Raw genomic sequence first — 20,266 nt, forward strand, 5'->3', positions numbered from 1 at the left:
CGCGAACGGTAGGTTTTTGCCGTAGAATGGTAGCGTTCATCACTCCTTCAGCAAACGGGAGGTAGCCGCGCATGGTCTCACGCATCTACGTTGAGAAGAAGCCGGGATTCGACGTCGAGGCGCAGCAGCTCAAGGCCGAGCTCGCAAACGTCGTCGCCGAGGGGCTGGCGCAAGACGCCCGCCTTCGCATCGTCAACCGCTACGACGTCGAGGGCATCGACGAGGAGCTCTTCGAGCGCTGCGTGCCCATCGTCTTCAGCGAGCCCCAGGTGGACCTCACCTCGCGCGAGCTTCCCGCGAGCCAGGGCGAGAAGGACGTTCGCGTCTTCGCCGTGGAGGCGCTGCCCGGTCAGTTCGACCAGCGCGCCGACTCCGCCGCCGAGTGCGTCCAGCTCGTCAGCCAGGGCGAGCGGCCCACGGTGCGCTGCGCCAAGGTCTACGTGATCGAGGGCGCCTGCACCGACGAGGCGCTCGCCGCCATCAAGCACTACGTCATCAACCCCGTCGAGGCGCGCGAGGCGAGTCTCGACGAGCGCGCGACCCTGCGCCAGAGCTACCCCGAGCCCGCCGACGTCGAGGTGCTCGACGGCTTCCTCGAGCTCGACCAGGCGAGCCTTCAGGCCTTCATCGACGAGCGCGGCCTGGCGATGGACCTCGCGGACATCACGTTCTGCCAGAGCTACTTCGCCGGCGAGGGCCGCGTCCCCACGATCACCGAGATCAAGATGATCGACACCTACTGGTCCGATCACTGCCGCCACACCACCTTCGGCACCACCCTCGGCGACGTGCAGTTTGACGACGAGGTCGTGGCCGCCGCCTTCAACCGCTACCTCGAGATGCGCCATGAGCTCGGCCGCGACGCCAAGCCCGTGTGCCTCATGGACATGGGCACCATTGGCGCCAAGTACCTCAAGCACACCGGGCAGCTCAAGAACCTCGACGAGTCCGAGGAGATCAACGCCTGCACCGTCAAGGTGAAGGTCGACGTCAACGGCACGCCCGAGGACTGGCTGTTCCTCTTCAAGAACGAGACCCACAACCACCCCACCGAGATCGAGCCCTTCGGCGGCGCGGCAACCTGCATCGGCGGCGCCATCCGCGACCCGCTCTCCGGCCGTAGCTATGTCTACCAGGCCATGCGCGTGACCGGTGCGGCGGACCCCACCGTGCCCGTCTCCCAGACCATGGAGGGCAAGCTCCCGCAGCGCAAGCTCGTCACCACCGCGGCGGCGGGATACTCCAGCTACGGCAACCAGATCGGGCTTGCCACCGGACAGGTCAGCGAGCTCTATCACCCCGGCTACGTGGCCAAGCGCATGGAGATCGGCGCCGTGGTGGGCGCCACGCCGGCGTCCCACGTGCGCCGCGAGTGCCCCGCCCCGGGCGACAAGATCGTGCTTCTCGGCGGGCGCACCGGACGCGACGGCATCGGCGGCGCCACCGGGTCCTCCAAGGCCCACAACGTCGAGTCCCTCGAGAAGGACGGCGCCGAGGTGCAGAAGGGCAACCCGCCCATCGAGCGCAAGCTCCAGCGCCTCTTCCGCCGCGAGGACGCGTGCCGCCTCATCAAGCGCTGCAACGACTTTGGCGCCGGCGGCGTCTCCGTTGCCATCGGCGAGCTCGCCGACGGCCTGGACATCGACCTCGACCTCGTTCCCAAGAAGTACGAGGGCCTCGACGGCACCGAGCTCGCCATCTCCGAGTCCCAGGAGCGCATGGCCGTGGCCCTGGCACCCGAGGACGTCGACGAGTTCATGCGCTACGCGCACGAGGAGAACCTCGAGGCCACGACCGTGGCGACGGTCACCGCCGAGCCCCGCCTGCGCATGCGCTGGCGCGGCAACGTCATCGTGGACGTGAGTCGCGAGTTCCTCGCCTCCAACGGCGCCCCCAAGACCACATGCGTGCGCGTGGAGGCTCCGCAGGAGTTCGAGCGCACCTGGGCCGGCGAGACCGTGGCCGAGAAGATGCGCTCGCTGGTCACCGACCTCAACGTCGCCTCCAACAAGGGCCTCTCCGAGCGCTTTGACTCCACCATCGGCGCTGCCACGGTCCTCATGCCCTTTGGCGGTCGCACGCAGCTCACGCCCCCCATGGCGATGGTCGCCAAGCTCCCTGTTGACGGTGAGACCACCACGTGCTCGGGCATGGCCTGGGGCTTCAACCCCTACCTCATGAGCGCCAACCCCTTCACCGGCGCCTACCTCTCCGTGGTGGAGTCCGTCGCGCGCATGGTCGCCGCCGGCTTCGAGCACGAGAGCCTCTACCTCACGTTCCAGGAGTACTTCGAGCGCCTGCGCGACGACCCGCGCCGCTGGGGCAAGCCCACCGCGGCCCTGCTCGGCGCCCTCATGGCCCAGGTCGACCTCGGCATCGCCTCGATCGGCGGCAAGGACTCCATGTCCGGCAGCTTCGAGGACCTCGACGTGCCGCCCACGCTCGTCTCGTTTGCCACGGGCCTGGGCGTCGTCGACCACGTGACCTCCCCCGAGTTCAAGGGCAGCGGACACCGCGTGATGGTCATCGTCCCGGACTACGCCGACGACGGGCTCACGCCCGACCACGAGGCGTTCCTCGCGACGCTCTCCCTCGTCGAGGGCATGGTGGCGCGCGGCGAGACGCTCGCCGTCTCTACCCCCGGCTACGGCGGCGCCGCGGAGGCCGCGTTCAAGATGTGCGTCGGCAACCGCGTGGGACTCGAGGTCGCCCCGGCCTTTGGCGCTGACGCCCTCTTCTGCCCCTCCTACGGCAGCTTCCTCGTGGAGCTTACCGATGACGCCCCGCTGCCCTCCGCCCCGAGCGGCGTGACGGTTTCCACCTTTGGCACGACGACCGATGCCTACCAGCTCAGCGTCTCCGGGGAGTCCGTTGACCTCGCCGAGCTGCAGGAGGCCTGGGAGGGCGCCATCGAGTCCGTCTTCCCCTACCGCGCCGAGGGCGAGCAGGTCGACGTCATCTCCTTCGACGTTGCCGAGAAGGGCGTCTCTCGCCCCGCGCCCGCCGTCCACGTGGCGCGCCCGCGCGTCATCATCCCGGTCTTCCCGGGCACCAACTGCGAGTATGACACCGCACACGCCTTCGAGCGCGCCGGCGCCAAGGCGGACGTCTTCGTGATCAACAACCTCACGCCCGAGGCCGTCGCCGAGAGCACCCACGAGCTGGCGCGTCGCATCCGCGAGAGTCAGATCGTCATGATCCCGGGCGGCTTCTCCGGCGGCGACGAGCCCGAGGGCTCCGCCAAGTTCATCACCGCCTTCTTCCGCGCGCCCGAGGTCACCGAGGCGGTGCGCGACCTGCTGCAGGCTCGCGACGGCCTCATGCTCGGCATCTGCAACGGCTTCCAGGCCCTGGTGAAGCTCGGCCTCGTCCCGTACGGCGACATCGTCCCGATGGACGACACCTGCCCCACGCTCACGTTCAACACCATCGGCCGCCACCAGAGCCGTCTGGTGCGCACGCGCGTGGCGTCCAACCTCTCCCCCTGGCTCTCCAAGTGCTCGGTGGGAGACGTCCACAACATCGCGATCTCGCACGGCGAGGGCCGCTTCGTCGCCTCGCCCGAGATGGTCGCCAAGCTCGTGGCCGGCGGCCAGGTCGCCACGCAGTACGTGGACGAGAGCGGCGTGCCGGGCATGAGCCTCGACGTCAACCCCAACGGCTCGGTCCTCGCGATCGAGGGCATCACCTCGCCTGACGGCCGCGTCCTGGGCAAGATGGGCCACACCGAGCGCTCCGGCGCCGGCCTCTACAAGAACGTTCCGGGCAACGCCTACCAGCCCCTCATCGAGGGCGGCGTGGCGTACTTCACCGAGTAGCCCGATCCAAGAGCATCCTCACGGGCGGGACTCTCCGGGGGTCCCGCCCGTTTTTTCGCTCCCGTCGCCCCGCCTCTGCTCACCGCCGGGGGCAAACTCCACACGTGGTGGTTCTTTTCAATCCCTAAACACTGTTTATCTGCGCTTTCTCTCTACTCAGTTAGAAAGAGAAACACCACGTGTGGAGTTTGGCGATGAGAGGTGGCTTGCCCAAGACAGCGCTGCTAGGATGGCATGCGGAAAACCGGGGAAAGCGAGAAGAACGTGGTCGCAGCAACGGCAGACAAATCGAGAAGAACGCCCTTCATCGGCACGCTTCCGGGCGTGGTGCTGGCGTGTCTCGCCTCGTGCTTTCTGTGGGGCTCGGCGTTTCCGTGCGTGAAGATCGGCTACGAGCTGTTTGCCGTCGACGCGGCGGACGTGCCCTCGATCCTGGCCTTCGCGGGCACGCGCTTCGTGATAGCGGGCCTCATGGTCGTCGCGGGCATGAGCGTGGTCCGGCGGCGAGCCTTCCTGCCCGGGCGGCGCGATCTGCCGGCCATCGGCACGCTCTCGCTCTTTCAGACCGTTTTGCAGTACGTCCTCTTCTATGTGGGCCTCGCCAACTGCGCGGGCGTGACGAGCTCCATCCTGGAGGCGAGCAACTCGTTTCTCTGCGTGCTCCTGGCGGCGCTGGTCTTTCGCTTTGAGCGACTCACGGGTCGCAAGGTGCTGGGATGTCTCGTGGGCTTTGCGGGCGTCGTGCTCGTCAACGTGACCGGCGAGTCGGGGGGCCTGAGCTTCACGCTCGAGGGCGAGGGCATGGTGCTCGCGTCAACGCTCGCCGCGGCCGCCTCGAGCAACCTCGCCAAGCGCTTCTCGCGCGAGCACGACCCCGTGCTGCTCTCGGGCTGGCAGTTTGTCCTCGGCGGGGCGATCATGCTCGTCGCGGGCCTCGCCGCGGGCGGACACGTGGCGCCGGCGGATGCGACCAACCCGGCCCCGGCGTTCATGCTCCTCGCCTATCTGGGATTCATTTCCGCGGCTGCCTATTCGCTATGGTCGCTCGCACTGGCCGCAAACCCCGTCTCGCGCGTGGCGGTCTTTGGCTTCATGAACCCGGTCTTTGGCGTGCTGCTCTCCGCGGTCCTTCTCAGCGAGACCAACGTCGTGAGCCCTGCCGTGGCCGTGGCGGCCCTCGTGCTCGTGAGCCTGGGCATCGTCATCGTAAACCGCCCGGAGAAGCCCTGACGCGCCGCCGCTGGCCGAACAAGCCCCACTTACCGAGACCCATGCCTTGCAGTCGTGAATGACGGGGATACTCAAGGCACGTATCCCCGCGACGGAGGGAGTGCCCATGAGACGCCTGCGCCGACTTCTTGCCCCCGCCCTTCTCGCCTGTCTTCTTCCGCTGGGACTCGCCGGCTGCCAGCAGGCGCTCTCGCTCACGGCAACCGACCTCACCGCCAGCGTCAAGCCCGCCTCGGAGGCCTCGGTCGAGATGGCCGACGCAACGGTCGCCTACGACTTCGCGCTCGACCTGCTCCGCGAGAGCACGGCCGAGGCACCCTCGAAAAACGCGCTCGTCTCTCCGCTCTCGGTGCTCCACGCGCTCGCGATGGCGGAGAACGGCGCGGACGGCGAGACGCTCGCGCAGATGGAGCGGACCACCGGCATGAGCGTCGAGGAGCTCACGGACACGCTCCAGGCCCACCTACAGCTCTCGAGCTCCTATGACGGGCCCCTCTCGCTCGCCAACTCCGTCTGGCTGCGCGACTCCGGCGGCCTGTCCGTGGAGAACGCCTTCCTCGAGGCGTGCGGCGGCCGTCTTGGCGCGCGGGTCTTCTCGGCACCCTTCGACGACTCCACCGTGACCGACGTCAACGCCTGGATCAGCGAGAAGACCCATGAGATGATTCCCGAGATGCTGAGCCAGCTCTCGGACCAGACGCAGCTCCTTCTGGTCAACGCGCTCGCGTTCGAGGGCTCGTGGGAGGAGCCCTTCGACTCCGCGCTCGTCACGCCGGACACGTTCACCTGCGAGGACGGCACCGAGCAGGACGTGGACATGATGCACTCCACCGAGAGCGCCTATTTCGAGAGCGACCTCGCCACCGGCTTTGCCAAGCCCTACGAAGACCACGACTATCGCTTCGTGGGGCTGCTGCCCAACAAGGGGGTCACGGTGGCGGAGCTGCTGGAGAGCCTCGACGGGGAGGGTCTGGAGCAGCTGCTGACCCCGGCGGAAAACACCGTCGCGCGCATCGGCCTGCCCAAGTTCACGAGCAGCTACGACGTCGAGCTCTCAGGGGTCCTGAGGTCACTCGGAATGACGGACGCCTTCGACGCGGGGGCCGCGGACTTCTCGCGCATGGGCAGCTCGGACGCCGGACCGCTCTTCATCGGCGGCGCGCTGCACAAGACGTTCATCGACGTCGACGAGGAGGGCACGCGCGCCGCGGCGGCGACGGTCACCACGATGGACGGCGGCGCCGCCCCTATCGAGGAGGAGCCCGAGGTCAAGGAGGTTGTCCTGGACCGACCCTTTGTCTACCTCATCGTCGACGCACACACGATGACGCCTGTATTCATCGGCACCTTCATGTCCGCCGAATGAGTCAAAAGGGGACAGTCCCCTTTTGACCCATTTTCGTCAGGCGGGAACAATATGCTCCACTCGCGCATGTTAGGGGCGAGGAGGTGAGGGGCATGACCGCCAAGCAAGTTCAACGCACCGAGAAGTTCATGCGGCACGCGATGGCCGCGCACGGCGGCTCGGTCTATCTCGTCGCCCTCGCGCAGACGCGCTCCGAGGCCGACGCCCAGGACGTGGCACAGGACGTCTTCTGCCGTCTGCTCACGGACGGCACCGCGTTCACGAGCGACGAGCACCTGAAGGCCTGGCTCTTGCGCGTGACCGTCAACCGATGCCACGAGCTCTGCCGCACGCCCTGGAGCCGGCGGGTGGAGAGCGCGGGTGACGCGGGCCGCGAGCTGCCGGCGCCGGGCGCGCCCACCGAGGAAGCCGCCCTCGCGGAGCTGCGCGCCGACCCGGTCTGGCAGGCGCTCCGGGCCCTGCCGGAGAAGCTCCGCGCGGTGGCGATGCTCCACTACGTGGAGCAGTACTCGACCGAGGAGATCGCCCGCATCGTGGGCAGCCCGCCGGCGACGGTGCGCACGCGCCTGCACCGGGCGCGCAAGCAGATGAGAGAGATGCTCGAGTCCCCCGCAATCCCCGCTACAAGCCACGCAAAGGAGGAGAACTATGGACAGGCACACGCTTGAGCAGTTCCGCACGCGGGCGCGCAGGGTCACGCTGCCCGAGGACGTGCGCGAGTCCGTGCTGGACGAGATCAGGGTCGAGAAGGGCGAGCGCGCCCGCGGCCCGCGCAGGCCGCGGCGGCAGCAGCGGAGCATGACGCGGCGCGCGGCCGTAGGCGCCGGGCTTGCCGTCCTGGGCGGCGCCGCCGCACTTCTCGCCCTCTCCGTGATCGTGCGCCCCGGCGAAGACGCCCCCGCGGCGGCAGAGGGCAACTGGTTTGCCCTCAAGGCCTACGCCGACGGCATCTCCCAGGGCGAGGGCACCGTCCTGGCCCAGCGCAGCATCAGCCTTGCCGGGTCGCTCGGCGGCGGCGATAACTCCGGCTGGTACGCCGCCCACAGCATCGACCTGCGCTGCGAGGGAACCAACATCGACCGCATCGACTACGCGCTCGAAGGGGAGTTCGTGAGCCCCGAGGGCCAGCCGGAAGAGGGGTTCACCGGCAGCGCCGTGTGGTTTGACGCACTGTACAGCCGGCCCTATGAGGTAGGCGAGGGCGAGGCCTATCCCGACCACGGAGGGGCGGGCGCGGGCTTCAGCGTCTCCTACGAGGAGCAGCAGGCCGACGAGGAGAACTTCAACCGCCAGGTCTGGACGAGCTTTCCGACCGACGACGAGATTCGCGAGGCGCGCGCCGCGAAGGACGCCCTGCCGATCGACGCCGCCTCGCTCGAGGAAGAGGTGGCACGCTGGCAGGCGCTCAACAGGTTCCGCTTTGTCCTCGAGCGGAGAAGCGCCGACATCTTGGCCCAGACCACGCTCGTGATGGCGGTCACCTTTGCCGACGGGAGCGAGCAGGTCAAGCGCTATCGCATCTCCCCGAGCGAAGACTTCGACGAGGCGTATCAGGACTATCTCGATCGCGAGGCGCGCAGCAGCGCGGTCCTCAGCTACTACCGAGACGTCGAGCCCAAGCCCGAGGAATACCTCGAGGCCCAGGAGGCGGCCGACGGGCTCTATGCCAACTGGCCCAATTTCTACACCATCACCGAGGTCACGGAGTAAACGACGCCGCCCCGACGTCCTTCTCGCGAAGGAGCGTCGGGGCGGCACATGATACGAAGGGACTGTCCCTTCGTATCCTTTAGAGGCGGGCGACGCCGCTCTTGCGGGCGGCCTCGGCCACGGCGGCGGCGACGGCGGGCGCCACGCGCTCGTCGAAGGCGCCGGGGATGATGTAGTCGGCGGCGCGGTGCTCGTCGTCCACGAGGCCCGCAATCGCGTAGGCCGCGGCCTCCATCATGTCGTCGTTGATGTCGGACGCGCGCACGTCGAGGGCGCCGCGGAAGATGCCCGGGAACGCGAGCACGTTGTTGATCTGGTTGGGGAAGTCGGAGCGGCCCGTGGCGGCCACGGCGGCGCCTGCCGCGAGCGCCTCGTCCGGCATGATCTCCGGCACGGGGTTGGCGCAGGCAAAGACGATCGGGTCGGCGGCCATCGTGCGAACCATGTCCTGGGTGAGCACGCCCGGGGCGGAAACGCCCACGAAGACGTCGGCTCCGCGCACGGCGTCGGCCAGCGTGCCGGTGACGCCCTCGCGGTTGGTCCACGTGGCGATCTCGGCCTTCTCGGGGTTGAGGCCCTCGCGGCCCTCGTAGATGGCGCCCGTGCGGTCGCAGATGATGACGTCCTTCACGCCCATGCGCTGCATGAGCTTGGCGATGGAGATGCCCGCGGCGCCGGCGCCGGAGAAGACCACGCGCACGTCGGAGAGCTCGCGGCCGGTGAGGCGGCAGGCGTTGATGAGCGCGGCGCAGGTCACCACGGCGGTGCCGTGCTGGTCGTCGTGGAAGACGGGGATGTCGCAGGACTCCTTGAGGCGGCGCTCGATCTCGAAGCAGCGCGGCGCGGAGATGTCCTCCAGGTTGATGCCGCCGAAGCTGCCCGCGATGAGCTCGACGGTGCGGACGATCTCGTCCACGTCCTTGGAGCGCACGCACAGGGGGAACGCGTCCACGTCGGCGAAGGTCTTGAACAGGGCGCACTTGCCCTCCATGACCGGCATGCCCGCCTCGGGGCCGATGTCGCCGAGGCCCAGCACCGCGGTGCCGTCCGTGACCACGGCCACCAGGTTGCCGCGGCGCGTGTAGGTGTAGGAGTCTTCCACGTTCTCGGAGATCTTGAGGCACGGCTCGGCGACGCCCGGCGTGTAGGCCACGGCCAGCTCCTCGGGGCTGGTGATCGGCGCGCGGGTGATCACCTCGATCTTGCCCTGCCACTCGCGGTGCTTGTCGAGCGCGTACTGCTTGGCGTCCTCGGCCATGGAAACTCCCATCTCACGGGGCCGGTCGTGCGCCGGCCGTCTTGGCGATAAGAACCACGTGCAAGTGTAGCCATTTTGGCCCGCAAGGCGGCGGCTCGCGACAATTCGGACAGGTCCGTAACGGATGGGACGCTCACCGCGACGATTTGGACGGTCCGTGTGGTCACGCCAGCGCGATCGCGCCGAGCCAGCCCCAGCGCGGCTCGGACGCCACGCCGTACGCGGAGAGCCACGGCTCGAGCGGCACGCGGCGCACGCTGCCGCCCGCGCAGTCCATGACCGCGCCGTCGCCGACATAGAGCCCCACGTGGCCATGGTCCCAGCCGCCCGCCCCGTACGGGTCGCGGCCCGTGGCGCAGATCATTCCCACGAGCAGGTCGCGCGTGTCCGTAAGGTGGCAAAAGCCCTCGTAGAGCTCGCGCGCGTCACCGCTCACGTAGCCCATGCCCAGTCGCGAGAACGCGCGCTCCACCCATGCCGCGCAGAGCCCCTCCCCCATGGGCGCCGTCCCGTACGCGCACTCTACGAGCCGCCGCTGCAGCGCCCCGGCGTCCATGAGCGCCTGTGGGTCTTTGCCCGCCGGCACCTCTCGCCATGCGGGCTCGCCAAAGATCGTGGTCCGCCCGTCTTCCGCAAGCAGTCCGCGCGCGGCCAGCGCCGCCAGAAGCCGTTTTCTCACCGCGCCTCCCCGATGGGCCCAAGGGGTCTGTCCCCTTTTGACTCTACGGCAGCGGACGGCCGACGTATACTTGAAAGTTAGGGGGAAAGACCGTTAGGAAGAGTCAGCAACGAAAGGACTTCCATGAGCGAGAAGATCGCGCCCCAGGACACCCGCGTGCTCGTGACGGGCGGCGCCGGCTTCATCGGCAGCCACACCGTCGTCGAGCTTCTCACACGCGGCTATCAGGTCGTCATTGTCGATGACCTCTCCAACTCCTCCCCCAAGGTCTGCGACCGCATCAAGACCATCGTCGGTCCCGAGGCCGCCGCGCGCCTCGCCTTCGTGGAGGCCAACGTCAACGACCGCGCCGCCCTCGAGAAGATCTTCGACGAGCACCCCATCGACCGCGTGATCCACTTTGCCGGCTTCAAGGCCGTCGGCGAGTCCGTGAGCAAGCCCATCGAGTACTACGCGAACAACATCGGCAGCACGCTCACCCTCGTGGACGTCATGCGCGAGCACAGCTGCAAGTCCATCATCTTCTCCAGCTCCGCCACCGTCTACGGTGACCCGGACAGCCTGCCGCTCACCGAGCAGAGCCCCAAGAAGCCGGCCACCAACCCCTACGGCTGGACCAAGTGGATGATCGAGCAGATCCTCACCGACCTCCACACGGCCGACCCCGAGTGGGACGTCGTGCTGCTCCGTTACTTCAACCCCATCGGCGCCCATCCCTCGGGCCTCATGGGCGAGGATCCCAAGGGCATCCCCAACAACCTCGTGCCCTACGTCGCGCAGACCGCCATCGGGAAGCGCGACGCCGTGCATGTCTTTGGCAACGACTACGACACGCCCGACGGCACCGGCGTGCGCGACTACATCCACGTCTGCGACCTCGCGTCCGGCCACGCCGCGGCGCTCGCCTGGATGAACGGCCGCACGGGCGTGGAGATCTTCAACCTCGGCACCGGCACGGGCACCTCGGTGCTTCAGATCATCGAGGCCTTCTCCGCAGCCTGCGGGCACCAGATCCCCTACGTCATCGAGCCGCGTCGCCCCGGCGACGTCACCGCAAACTACGCCGACTGCACCAAGGCGCGCGAGGAGATGGGCTGGGAGGCCAAGTTCAACATCGAGGACATGTGCCGCGACTCCTGGAACTGGCAGTCCAACAACCCCAACGGCTACGAGGGCTAGGCGATAAGACCATGGGAGAGCGTTTCGTCGCGTATCTGAAGGACCGCCTGCCCCTCGTCGAGGGGGCGCTCGCCGATGCCGCCGCCACGCCGCTCACGGACGGCGCGTCTGCCGCGGACCTGAGTCGATACCTCTACGAGCCGCTCTCCCGCTTCACCGCCTCGGGCGGCAAGCGCGTGCGCCCCGTGCTCGCGCTGCTCGGCGCCGAGGCCGTCGGCGGCGACGCGCGCGACGCGCTCTCGTGCGCCGTCGCCGTCGAGCTCTTCCAGAGCGCGGCCCTCATCCACGACGACATCGCGGACGAGGGCGAGCTGCGCCGCGGCGAGCCGTGCCTGCATCGTGTCGAGGGCGAGGGCCTGGCGATAAACGCGGGCGACCTCGCCCTCACGCGCGTCTTCGAGGTGGTGCTCGGCGACGAACGCCTCGACGTCGAGCGCAAGGTCCGCGTGCTCTCCGAGCTCGCCCGCATGGAGCGGCACACCCTCGAGGGCCAGGCCCTCGACCTGGGATGGGTGCGCGACCGCCGGTGGGACCTCTCCACCGAGGACTATCTCTACATGGTGCGCAGCAAGACCGCCTGGTACTCCGCCGCCATCCCGCTCTACGTGGGTGCCCTCGCCGCGGGCGGCACGAGAAGCGCCGCCGACGGCCTGCTCGAGGTGGGCCTCACGGCGGGCGTGGCCTTCCAACTGCAGGACGACCTGCTCAACCTCGTGGGCGACGGCGAGGCCCAGGGCAAGGACTTCCGCTCGGACGTCACCGAGGGCAAGCGCACGCTCGCCGTCGTCTGGGCGCTCGAGCATCTGGACGAGAGGGACGCGGCCGAGCTCGTCGCCCTTCTCGGCTCCCACGCGACCGACCCCCGCGAGCTCGAGCGCGCCGTCTGCCTGATCGAGCGCGGCGGCGGCATCGAGAAGTGCCGCGCGCTCGCCCGCGAGCTCGCCGAGGAGGCAAAGGCGCGGGTCGCGGCCCTCGCCCGGGACGCTCACATCTCGGTTGAGGCTCAAGACCTGCTAATCTCTATGGCAGACTTCTTCGTGGAGCGAGCCCTCTAGGCTCGTGCCACGTCAGACGCAAGGAGAGGCAATGGAACCCATTCAGGAAGGCGCGAGGGGCGCCGCGGTCGAGGACATCCAGGACCGTCTTGGCACGCTCGGCTACGCGATCGACGCCGCCGAGACCGGACAGTCGACCTTTGGCCCGTCCACCGCGACCGCCGTGGCGCGCTTCCGCCTCGACCATGGCCTCTCCCTCGGCAAGGACGTCGACACCCCCACGTGGACCACGCTCGTCGACGAGTGCTATCAGCTCGGCGACCGCACCCTCTACCTGCGCCTCCCCAACTTCCATGGCAATGACGTCAGGCAGCTCCAGGAGCGCCTCAACATCCTCGGCTTCTCCTGCGGCCCGGTCGACGGGACCTATGGGGTGCACACCGAGGCCGCGGTCAAGCTCTTCCAGGAGAGCATTGGGGTCCTTGCCGACGGCATGGCCTTCCCCGACACCTTTGACGCCATCGAGCGCCTCAAGCACGTCTGGGCCGGCAAGCCCGCCGCCGGACCGCACCCCCAGGGCGGCATGGGCTTCGCCCGCGCGGCGAGCGTCCTCGAGCTTGCCCACATCTGCATCACGGCGGACGACCCCATCTCACGCAACATCGCGGGCCGCATCTGGAACCTCGCGCACGCCACCGTGGACGACTGCGCCCTCGATCTGCTCGACTCGCCCGAGGACGCGACGTCCGGGTCGCTGATCGTGCTCTCGACCGCGCCCTTGCCCGAAAACGTGGCCTCCGGCATCGGCAACGTCCTGCTCGACGACTTCGAGACGCTTCCGCTGCGCCTGCGCACCGCCATCCAGAGCTCGAGCGCCACGCCTCCCGCCGCGCGCATCGAGGTGCCCGTGGGCACCGGCGCCTTCACCACCGGCGACGCCCAGACCTATGCGGTGCTGCTGCTCGACGCCATTTGCGCCGCCTTCGAGGGCATCGACCTGTAAGTTGGGGACAGTCCCCAACTTACAGAGTCCCGCCGTCTCGTCACCCGCCGGCGAGGTCCTTCTCGTTTCCTGATACAATCTCAGGCGGCGGCACAGGGGTATCGTCCAATGGTTAGGACAGTGGTTTTTGGTGCCATCAATGTGGGTTCGAATCCTACTACCCCTGCCAGCCGTCGCCTTGGCGTTATCATGTTTCTGTAAAGGGACACACGTCGCTTGGAGGCTCATCCATGCCCATGACCGCGATCATCCTCGCCGCGGGCGAGGGAACGCGCATGAAGTCCCGCCATCCCAAGGTCATGCACAAGCTTCTCGACCGTCCGCTCGTCTCCTGGGTCACGCGCGCCGCGCGCGAGGCGGGGGCCGAGCGGATTGTTGTTGTCGTGGGACACGGAGCGGACGAGGTGCGGGGCCATCTGGCGGGCGAGAAGGACGTCGAGTGCGTCGAGCAGACCGAGCGCCTGGGAACCGGGCACGCCGTGCGCGTGGCGCTCGAGGCGACCGGCATCTCCGCGGGCCCGCTGCTCGTGCTCAACGGCGACGGACCGCTCGTGGAGCCCGACACCCTGCGCCGCCTGATCGCGCCCGTCGCAGACGGCGGCTCGGCAGCGGCCATCCTCACCTGGACGCCCGAGGACCCCACCGGCTACGGTCGCCTCGAGTTTGACGCCGCGGGGTCGGTCGTCCGCATCATCGAGCAGAAGGACTGCACGCCCGAGCAGGCCGCGGGTCTCACCGCATGCAATCCCGGCTTCTACGCCTTCGACGCAGAGCAGCTTGCCGCCCACATCGGCGAGCTCTCCACCAACAACGCCCAGCACGAGTACTACCTCACGGACATGGTCTCCGTCCTGCGCGGACACAGCCTCAACGTGGCCGCCGTGAAAACCGAGGACGCCGACGAGCTGCTCGGCGTCAACGACCGCGCCCAGCTCGCGGAGCTCACGCGCCTCGCCCAGGAGCGCATCAACGAGCGCCTCATGAGCGAGGGCGTCACCATGCTCGACCCGCGCACCGTCTGGGTCGGCCCCGACGTGACCGTCGGGCGCGACACCGTCCTTCTCCCCATGACCATGCTCTGGGGGTCCACGACGGTGGGCGAGGAGTGCGAGATCGGCCCCAACACCCGCCTCACCGACTGCACCGTCGCCGACCACGTCTCGCTCGAGGAGACGGTGGGCGTCGACGTGACCATCGAGCGCGACGTCACCTGCGGCCCGCGCGCCTACCTCCGCGGCGGCGCGCACGTGCTCGAGGGCGCGCACGTGGGAACCCACGTGGAGATCAAGAACTCCACGATCGGGTGCGGCTCCAAGGTGCCGCACCTCTCCTACATCGGCGACTGCACGATGGGCGCCGGCGTCAACATCGGCGGCGGCTCGATCACCTGCAACTACGACGGCGTGCACAAGAACCGCACCACGATCGGCGACAACGTCTTCGTGGGTTCGGACACCATGATGGTCGCGCCGGTCACGATCGGGGACGGCGCGCTCGTGGGCGCCAGCTCCTGCGTCACCAAGGACGTCCCTGCCGACGCGCTCTACCTCGAGCGCGCCGAGCAGCGCATTGTAGAGGGGTACGCCTCCCGGCGACTCGAGAGACTCAAGAGAGACGAGGCCTAGATGTACGAGAACCTGAGCGAGCCCATGCCGCTGAAGAAGGAGATCAAGCTCTACACCGGCACGGGCAACCCCGCGCTCGCCGAGAAGATCTCCGAGATCTTGCACCTCGAGCTCCAGGGCCTCAAGATCGAGAAGTTCGCCAACGGCGAGATCTACGCCCGTTTTGACGAGTCCGTCCGCGGCGACGACGTGTTCTTCATCCAGTCCCTCTCGGGCTCGAACGTCAACGACCTCCTGATGGAGACGCTCGTCGTGGCCGACGCCGCCAAGCGCGCCTCGGTCTCCAAGTTCACCGCGGTGCTCCCCCACTACTGCTACGCGCGCCAGGACCGCAAGGCCGCGGCCCGCGAGCCCATCACCGCCCGTCTCGTCGCCAACCTCCTCGAGGCCGCCGGCGTCGACCAGGTCATCACCATCGACCTTCACCAGGGCCAGATCCAGGGCTTCTTTGACGTCCCGGTGACCCACCTCACCGCCCTCTTCCTCATCGGCGACTACTTCAAGGCCAAGGACTTCGACTGGGACAACACCGTCGTCGTCTCCCCCGACATGGGCCGCGCCAAGGTCGCCAAGCGCCTCTCCGACTATCTCGGCTGCGAGGTCGCCATCGCCCACAAGAGCCGTCCCAAGCACAATGCGTCCGAGGTCATGGGCATCATCGGCAACATCGAGGGCAAGACCTGCATCGTCAACGACGACATGATCGACACCGCGGGTACCCTCTGCGGCTCGGTCCGCAAGCTCAAAGAGATGGGCGCGGGCGACATCTACGTCTCCGCGACCCACGGCATCTTCTCCGGCAAGGCCATCGAGCGTCTCCAGGACGCCCCGCTCGTCGAGTGCGTCGTCACCGACATCATTCCCTGCGAGGTCGCCAACAAGCCTGGCTCCAAGATCAAGCAGATCTCCGTTGCCAACGAGCTCGCCGAGGCCATCAACAGCGTCTACATGCGCCGCTCGGTCTCCGAGATCTTTGGCGGCCAGGGCGCCGAGATCTAACTGCACATTTGGGACGTGTTATTTCGTTCAGATAAAAAGGGACAGGTTTTTCTGAAAGCATGAAGCACATGCGGGGTCGTCTTCGGGCGGCCCCGCGTCCGTGAAGGAGAGTCATGCCCGCACAGAAACCCGCCGCGAGGCCGGGCACCATCAAAATCGTCTGCGGCCTCGGCAACCCCGACGCCGAGTACGCCCGCACCCGGCACAACGCCGGCTTTGCCACCATCGACGCCGTGGCCGCGCGCCGGGGCGTCCGCTACTGGAAGTCCGAGGCCGGCGCCCAGGTCGCCCAGATCACGATCACCGACAAAGACGGCGAGAAGCGCGAGGTCCTTCTCGCCAAGCCCATGAGCTACATGAACACCTCGGGCGGGCCGCTCTCCAAGCTGGCGCGCGCCCACCACGTGCGCCCCGAGGAGATCCTCGTGGTCCACGACGAGGTGGACCTGCCCGCCGGGGAGGTCAAGCTCAAGCTGGGCGGCGGCCTCAACGCGCACAACGGCCTGCGCTCCATCGCCGACAAGCTCGGCAGCCGCGACTTCGCGCGCGTGCAGTTTGGCATCGGACGGCCGCCCGGGCGCATGCAGGTGGCCGACTACGTGCTGCGTGAGCTCAAGGGGAGCTTCCTCGAGGACTTCGAGCTCACCGTCGAACGCGCGGCGGACCTCGTGGAGCGGTCCCTGTAGACGCCCTGCCAAAAGACGTGCGCCGCCCGCCGTTCTTATCGCCCGTCCGTGAGGGAATGCGCAGCCACTCGGGTACAATGAGGGGTGTTGGAAAGGCCCTGCCAGGAGCCGGGCCGCCAAATGAGGGAATGCAGGAGAGGAGTGCGGTTAATGTACAAGATCCTCGAAAAGACGCAGTTCTCGGAGAAGGTGTTCAAGTTCCGCATCGAGGCGCCCCGGATGGCCAAGCACGCTCACGCCGGCCAGTTCCTGATGGTGCGCGCCAACGAGACGGGCGAGCGCGTCCCGTTCACGCTTGCGGGCTGGAACGCCGAGGAGGGCTGGGTCGAGTTCATCTTCATGGTGATCGGCAAGACCACGGAGATGCTTTCCACCTACAACGAGGGCGACTCCATCAAGGACGTCACCGGCCCGCTGGGCGTCCCCACCGAGATGGCGGACGGTCCCTGCGCGGTCATCGGCGGCGGCGTCGGCTTGGCCATCGCCTATCCCGTTGCCCGCCACTTGGTGGAGACCGGCCACGAGGTCCACGCCATCATGGGCGCCCGCACCAAGGACCTGCTGCTGCTTGAGGAGCAGTTCCGCGAGCTGCTGCCGGACGACCACATCCACATCACCACCGACGACGGCTCCTATGGCGAGAAGGGCGTGGTCACCGCGCCGCTCGAGCGCCTGCTCCAGGAGAAGGCCGTCTCCCAGGTCTTCTGCGTCGGCCCCGTGCCGATGATGAAGTTCTCCGCCCTCACGGCCGAGAAGTACAACACGCCGATCACCGCGTCGCTCAACCCCATCATGGTCGACGGCACCGGCATGTGCGGGTGCTGCCGCGTGGAGGTCGACGGGCAGACGAAGTTCGCCTGCGTCGACGGCCCCGACTTCGACGCCACCAAGGTCGACTGGAACGACCTTCGCGCGCGTCAGGCCGCGTATCTCACCGAGGAGGGCCAGTCCCTCAAGGCCTATGAGGAGGCGAACTGCGCATGCCACAGGTAAACGGTCGCTTTGTTCCGGACATGAAGTCCCCGCGCACGCCGGACAACGAGGAGCCGGCAGCCGAGCGCGCGTGCGATTTCCGTCCCGTCGACAAGGGCTTCACCAAGGAGATGGCGCTGGCCGAGGCCGAGCGCTGCATGGACTGCAAGAAGCCGTTCTGCGTTGACGGCTGCCCCGTCAATATCAACATCCCCAAGTTCATCGAGAAGATCCGCGAGGAGAAGTTCGGCGAGGCGCTGGACATCATCCGCGAGGACTCGATGCTCCCCGCCATCTGCGGCCGCGTCTGCCCGCAGGAGAACCAGTGCGAGGGCAAGTGCATCCGCGGCAAGAAGGGCGACCCGGTGGCCATCGGCCAGCTGGAGCGCTTCCTCGGCGACCAGCCCGAGCTTGCCTCCAAGCCCAAGATGGCCCCCAAGAACGGCAAGAAGGTCGCCGTCGTGGGCTCCGGCCCGTCCGGCATCACCTGCGCCGGCGAGCTCGCCCGCAACGGCTTTGACGTCACCGTCTTCGAGGCCTTCTTCACCGGCGGCGGAGTGCTCGTCTACGGCATTCCCGAGTTCCGTCTGCCCAAGGCCGTCGTCAAGCGCGAGATCGACGGTCTGGAGGAGATGGGCGTCAAGTTTGAGTACAACTCCGTCGTGGGTCGCATCACCGACGCCGAGGAACTCTTCGCCGAGGGCTTTGACGCCATCTACATCGCCACGGGCGCGGGCCTGCCCAAGTTCCTCAACGTGCCCGGCGAGAACCTCCCCAACGTCTTCTTTGCCAACGAGTACCTCACGCGCGTGAACCTCATGAAGGCCAACCGCTTCCCCGAGTACGACACCCCCACCAAGCATGGCAAGAACGTCGTGGTCTTTGGCGGCGGCAACGTCGCCATGGACGCGGTGCGCACCGCCAAGCGCCTGGGCGCCGAGCGCGCGATCATCGCCTATCGCCGCACCGAGGACGAGATGCCCGCCCGTCGCGCTGAGCTCCACCACGCCAAGGCCGAGGGCGTCGAGGTCATGCCGCTCGTGGCGCCGCTGGAGTTCGTGAAGGGCGAGGACGGCGCCGTCTGCGCGGTGCGCGTCCAGAAGATGGAGCTCGGCGAGCCCGACGCCTCCGGGCGTCGTCGCCCCGTGCCCATCGAGGGCGCCGTTGAGGAGATTCCCTGCGACGTGGCCATCTCCGCCATCGGCACCAACGCCAACCCGTTTGCCAAGATGATCGGCGACATCAAGCTCAACAAGTGGGGCTACATCATCGCCGACGAGGACGGCCGCACGTCCGACCCACGCATCTGGGCCGGCGGCGACATCGTCACCGGCGCGGCCACGGTCATCCTGGCCATGGGCGCCGGCAAGACGGCCGCAGCGAGCATCACGAGGACGCTCGTCGGGTAGCGAGAAGAACCTCGCGCTGTAGCTGACAGCCCCGCCGATTTCCACGCAGGAGTGCGCTTCGCGAAACTCCTGCTTAGGAAATCGGCGGGGCCTTTCGTTGCCGCGGCCGAGGTTCTTCTCGTCTGGGACCGCCGAAGGCGTCTAACGGGTTTGGCGGGTCCGTGCCCGCACTTCTCTGCGCCTGCCACTGAGTGCGGGCTAGAGCGCACTCGATGCGCGCACTTGAGCGCAAGACTTGAGAGGCGGCCCGCACTTCTCGGCCCATCACCGAAAAATCGCCCGCACTCGATGCCCGCACTTATGAGTGCGGGCCGCGTAGGCCGTTACTCCCAGCCGGGGTCCTCAAGGTTGCGGAGGTGGAGGAGGTAGTCGAGGAGGCGATAGTTCTTCTCGGCGAGGTCCTTCTCGCGCCGCTCCAAAACGGCGTCACGGTTCTGAGGAGAGACGACGAGGTAGAGGTCTATGTCGGAGAACTCGTCCGCGTCACCGCGGACAATCGAGCCCTTGAGGAGAACCGCCTCGCACAGGCCGTCGGCGACCGCCGCGCCGGTGATGCGCGCAATGGCCTCGTCAAGGTGCGCGATGCCTGTGATACGCTTCTCGTCCAACATCGCCCCTCCCCAGGCCCAAACGCTACTCCAGCGAGATGGTCACGTGGTCACCGTCGCCGCAGTCGACATCAAGAAGCGTGCCCTTCTCGCCGTGCTTGATTGCCTCGGAAACAAGGTCCAGGTCAACGTCGGCGTTGTTAAGGTTCAGGCTGACGTTGCCGGGCATCTTCTTTCCTGCCCCGAGCACAAAGCTCGCGAGGCCGAGCGGAACGTTGATGTTGACATCATCGCCGTCGTCGCCGTCGTGGACCTGAATGTGCAGGGTGTGCGGGCGACCACCGCGATCAGGACGCGGCGCGGGCTCCGGCTCGAACGCGGCGCCGGGCTCCGCGGGCGCCACCGCCCGCGCCGGCACAACGTCGCGCACGATGGGCGCCACGCCCAAAAGCTGATCCACGCTCACGCCAAACGTCTTGGCGAGCTCCGGCAGCAGCATGATGTCGGGCGCGCTGAGATCATTTTCCCACTTGCTTACCGCTTGGGCCGTCACGCCCATCTTCATGGCAAGGCGCTCCTGCGTCATGCCGTACTCCAGGCGCAGCCGTGCGATGCGGCGTCCCAGCGTCTCGTTCTTCTCGTCCACGGTTGGTCCTTTCCTCGGGCTTCTGCGTGTGACTCCCACTGTGACATCCCCCTCGGTTGAGTTCCACCAACCATCTGACGAGTTCCATGGTACGTTATCTACCAGCGAGAACAACCACTGGTTGTATCGCTTTGCCTGCATCG

At 67.7% G+C, this 20,266-nt stretch carries 17 protein-coding genes and 1 tRNA gene; 14 read left to right on the forward strand and 4 right to left on the reverse strand.

Translation table 11 applies throughout. From position 1 onward, the window contains the following. Positions 1–71 precede the first annotated feature (71 nt). From B5F85_RS04700 to B5F85_RS04720, 5 genes are all read left to right on the forward strand, one after another. Positions 72–3,818 carry a phosphoribosylformylglycinamidine synthase gene (locus tag B5F85_RS04700; protein WP_087314877.1) on the forward strand — a complete coding sequence of 1,249 codons (3,747 nt, stop codon included), beginning with the start codon at positions 72–74 and terminating at the stop codon, positions 3,816–3,818. Positions 3,819–4,082: 264 nt separating this feature from the next. Then, a complete protein-coding gene (locus tag B5F85_RS04705; protein WP_239386694.1) occupies positions 4,083–5,048 on the forward strand; it encodes a DMT family transporter in 966 nt (321 codons plus the stop codon). A 106-nt stretch (positions 5,049–5,154) separates the two neighbouring features. After that, positions 5,155–6,414 (forward strand): serpin family protein, encoded by a 1,260-nt coding sequence (locus B5F85_RS04710; protein WP_158094558.1) that lies wholly within the window; start codon positions 5,155–5,157, stop codon positions 6,412–6,414. A gap of 92 nt (positions 6,415–6,506) precedes the next feature. Next, the gene (locus tag B5F85_RS04715) at positions 6,507–7,082 is read left to right on the forward strand and encodes an RNA polymerase sigma factor (RefSeq protein ID WP_204204639.1); all 576 of its coding nucleotides are present in this window, start codon (positions 6,507–6,509) and stop codon (positions 7,080–7,082) included. Beyond that, positions 7,063–8,124, forward strand: a complete 1,062-nt coding sequence (locus B5F85_RS04720) for a hypothetical protein (RefSeq protein ID WP_087314883.1) — start codon at positions 7,063–7,065, stop codon at positions 8,122–8,124. Before B5F85_RS04715 ends, B5F85_RS04720 begins: the two co-directional genes overlap by 20 nt. A gap of 79 nt (positions 8,125–8,203) precedes the next feature. Here B5F85_RS04720 and B5F85_RS04725 read toward each other — a convergent pair whose 3' ends face one another. Beyond that, the gene (locus B5F85_RS04725; RefSeq protein ID WP_087314885.1) at positions 8,204–9,382 is read right to left on the reverse strand and encodes a malic enzyme-like NAD(P)-binding protein; all 1,179 of its coding nucleotides are present in this window, start codon (positions 9,380–9,382) and stop codon (positions 8,204–8,206) included. 163 nt (positions 9,383–9,545) lie between these two features. After that, positions 9,546–10,061 carry a hypothetical protein gene (locus tag B5F85_RS04730; protein WP_143786134.1) on the reverse strand — a complete coding sequence of 172 codons (516 nt, stop codon included), beginning with the start codon at positions 10,059–10,061 and terminating at the stop codon, positions 9,546–9,548. 123 nt (positions 10,062–10,184) lie between these two features. Between B5F85_RS04730 and galE the strand changes: the two genes are divergently transcribed. The 9 genes from galE to gltA all read left to right on the forward strand — a co-directional run bounded on the left by galE (position 10,185) and on the right by gltA (position 18,929). Continuing rightward, complete coding sequence (gene galE / locus B5F85_RS04735) at positions 10,185–11,240, forward strand: UDP-glucose 4-epimerase GalE (RefSeq protein WP_087314889.1); 1,056 nt, start codon at positions 10,185–10,187, stop codon at positions 11,238–11,240. Positions 11,241–11,251: 11 nt separating this feature from the next. Further along, positions 11,252–12,295 carry a polyprenyl synthetase family protein gene (locus B5F85_RS04740; protein WP_087314891.1) on the forward strand — a complete coding sequence of 348 codons (1,044 nt, stop codon included), beginning with the start codon at positions 11,252–11,254 and terminating at the stop codon, positions 12,293–12,295. 31 nt (positions 12,296–12,326) lie between these two features. Next, positions 12,327–13,238 (forward strand): peptidoglycan-binding protein, encoded by a 912-nt coding sequence (locus tag B5F85_RS04745; protein ID WP_087314893.1) that lies wholly within the window; start codon positions 12,327–12,329, stop codon positions 13,236–13,238. Positions 13,239–13,332: 94 nt separating this feature from the next. Continuing rightward, positions 13,333–13,407: transfer RNA gene (locus B5F85_RS04750), tRNA-Gln, on the forward strand. A 61-nt stretch (positions 13,408–13,468) separates the two neighbouring features. Then, positions 13,469–14,863 carry a bifunctional UDP-N-acetylglucosamine diphosphorylase/glucosamine-1-phosphate N-acetyltransferase GlmU gene (glmU, locus tag B5F85_RS04755; RefSeq protein ID WP_087314895.1) on the forward strand — a complete coding sequence of 465 codons (1,395 nt, stop codon included), beginning with the start codon at positions 13,469–13,471 and terminating at the stop codon, positions 14,861–14,863. Next, positions 14,864–15,862: a ribose-phosphate pyrophosphokinase gene (locus tag B5F85_RS04760; RefSeq protein WP_087314897.1), complete on the forward strand. Its 999-nt coding sequence runs from the start codon at positions 14,864–14,866 to the stop codon at positions 15,860–15,862. It abuts the gene before it with no gap. Between the two features lie 113 nt (positions 15,863–15,975). Continuing rightward, complete coding sequence (gene pth, locus B5F85_RS04765; protein WP_087314899.1) at positions 15,976–16,548, forward strand: aminoacyl-tRNA hydrolase; 573 nt, start codon at positions 15,976–15,978, stop codon at positions 16,546–16,548. A gap of 150 nt (positions 16,549–16,698) precedes the next feature. Continuing rightward, on the forward strand, positions 16,699–17,541 hold the full coding sequence (locus B5F85_RS04770) for a sulfide/dihydroorotate dehydrogenase-like FAD/NAD-binding protein (RefSeq protein ID WP_087314901.1): 843 nt from the start codon (positions 16,699–16,701) through the stop codon (positions 17,539–17,541). Continuing rightward, on the forward strand, positions 17,529–18,929 hold the full coding sequence (gene gltA / locus B5F85_RS04775; RefSeq protein ID WP_087314903.1) for an NADPH-dependent glutamate synthase: 1,401 nt from the start codon (positions 17,529–17,531) through the stop codon (positions 18,927–18,929). The genes B5F85_RS04770 and gltA overlap by 13 nt, the downstream gene beginning before the upstream one ends. A 323-nt stretch (positions 18,930–19,252) precedes the next feature. Here gltA and B5F85_RS04780 read toward each other — a convergent pair whose 3' ends face one another. Next, positions 19,253–19,537, reverse strand: a complete 285-nt coding sequence (locus B5F85_RS04780; RefSeq protein ID WP_204204640.1) for a nucleotidyltransferase domain-containing protein — start codon at positions 19,535–19,537, stop codon at positions 19,253–19,255. 25 nt (positions 19,538–19,562) lie between these two features. Beyond that, positions 19,563–20,123 (reverse strand): helix-turn-helix transcriptional regulator, encoded by a 561-nt coding sequence (locus B5F85_RS04785; protein ID WP_239386698.1) that lies wholly within the window; start codon positions 20,121–20,123, stop codon positions 19,563–19,565. Positions 20,124–20,266: the final 143 nt, after the last annotated feature.

This window comes from Olsenella sp. An293, from assembly GCF_002159495.1.
Lineage (GTDB): Bacteria > Actinomycetota > Coriobacteriia > Coriobacteriales > Atopobiaceae > Thermophilibacter.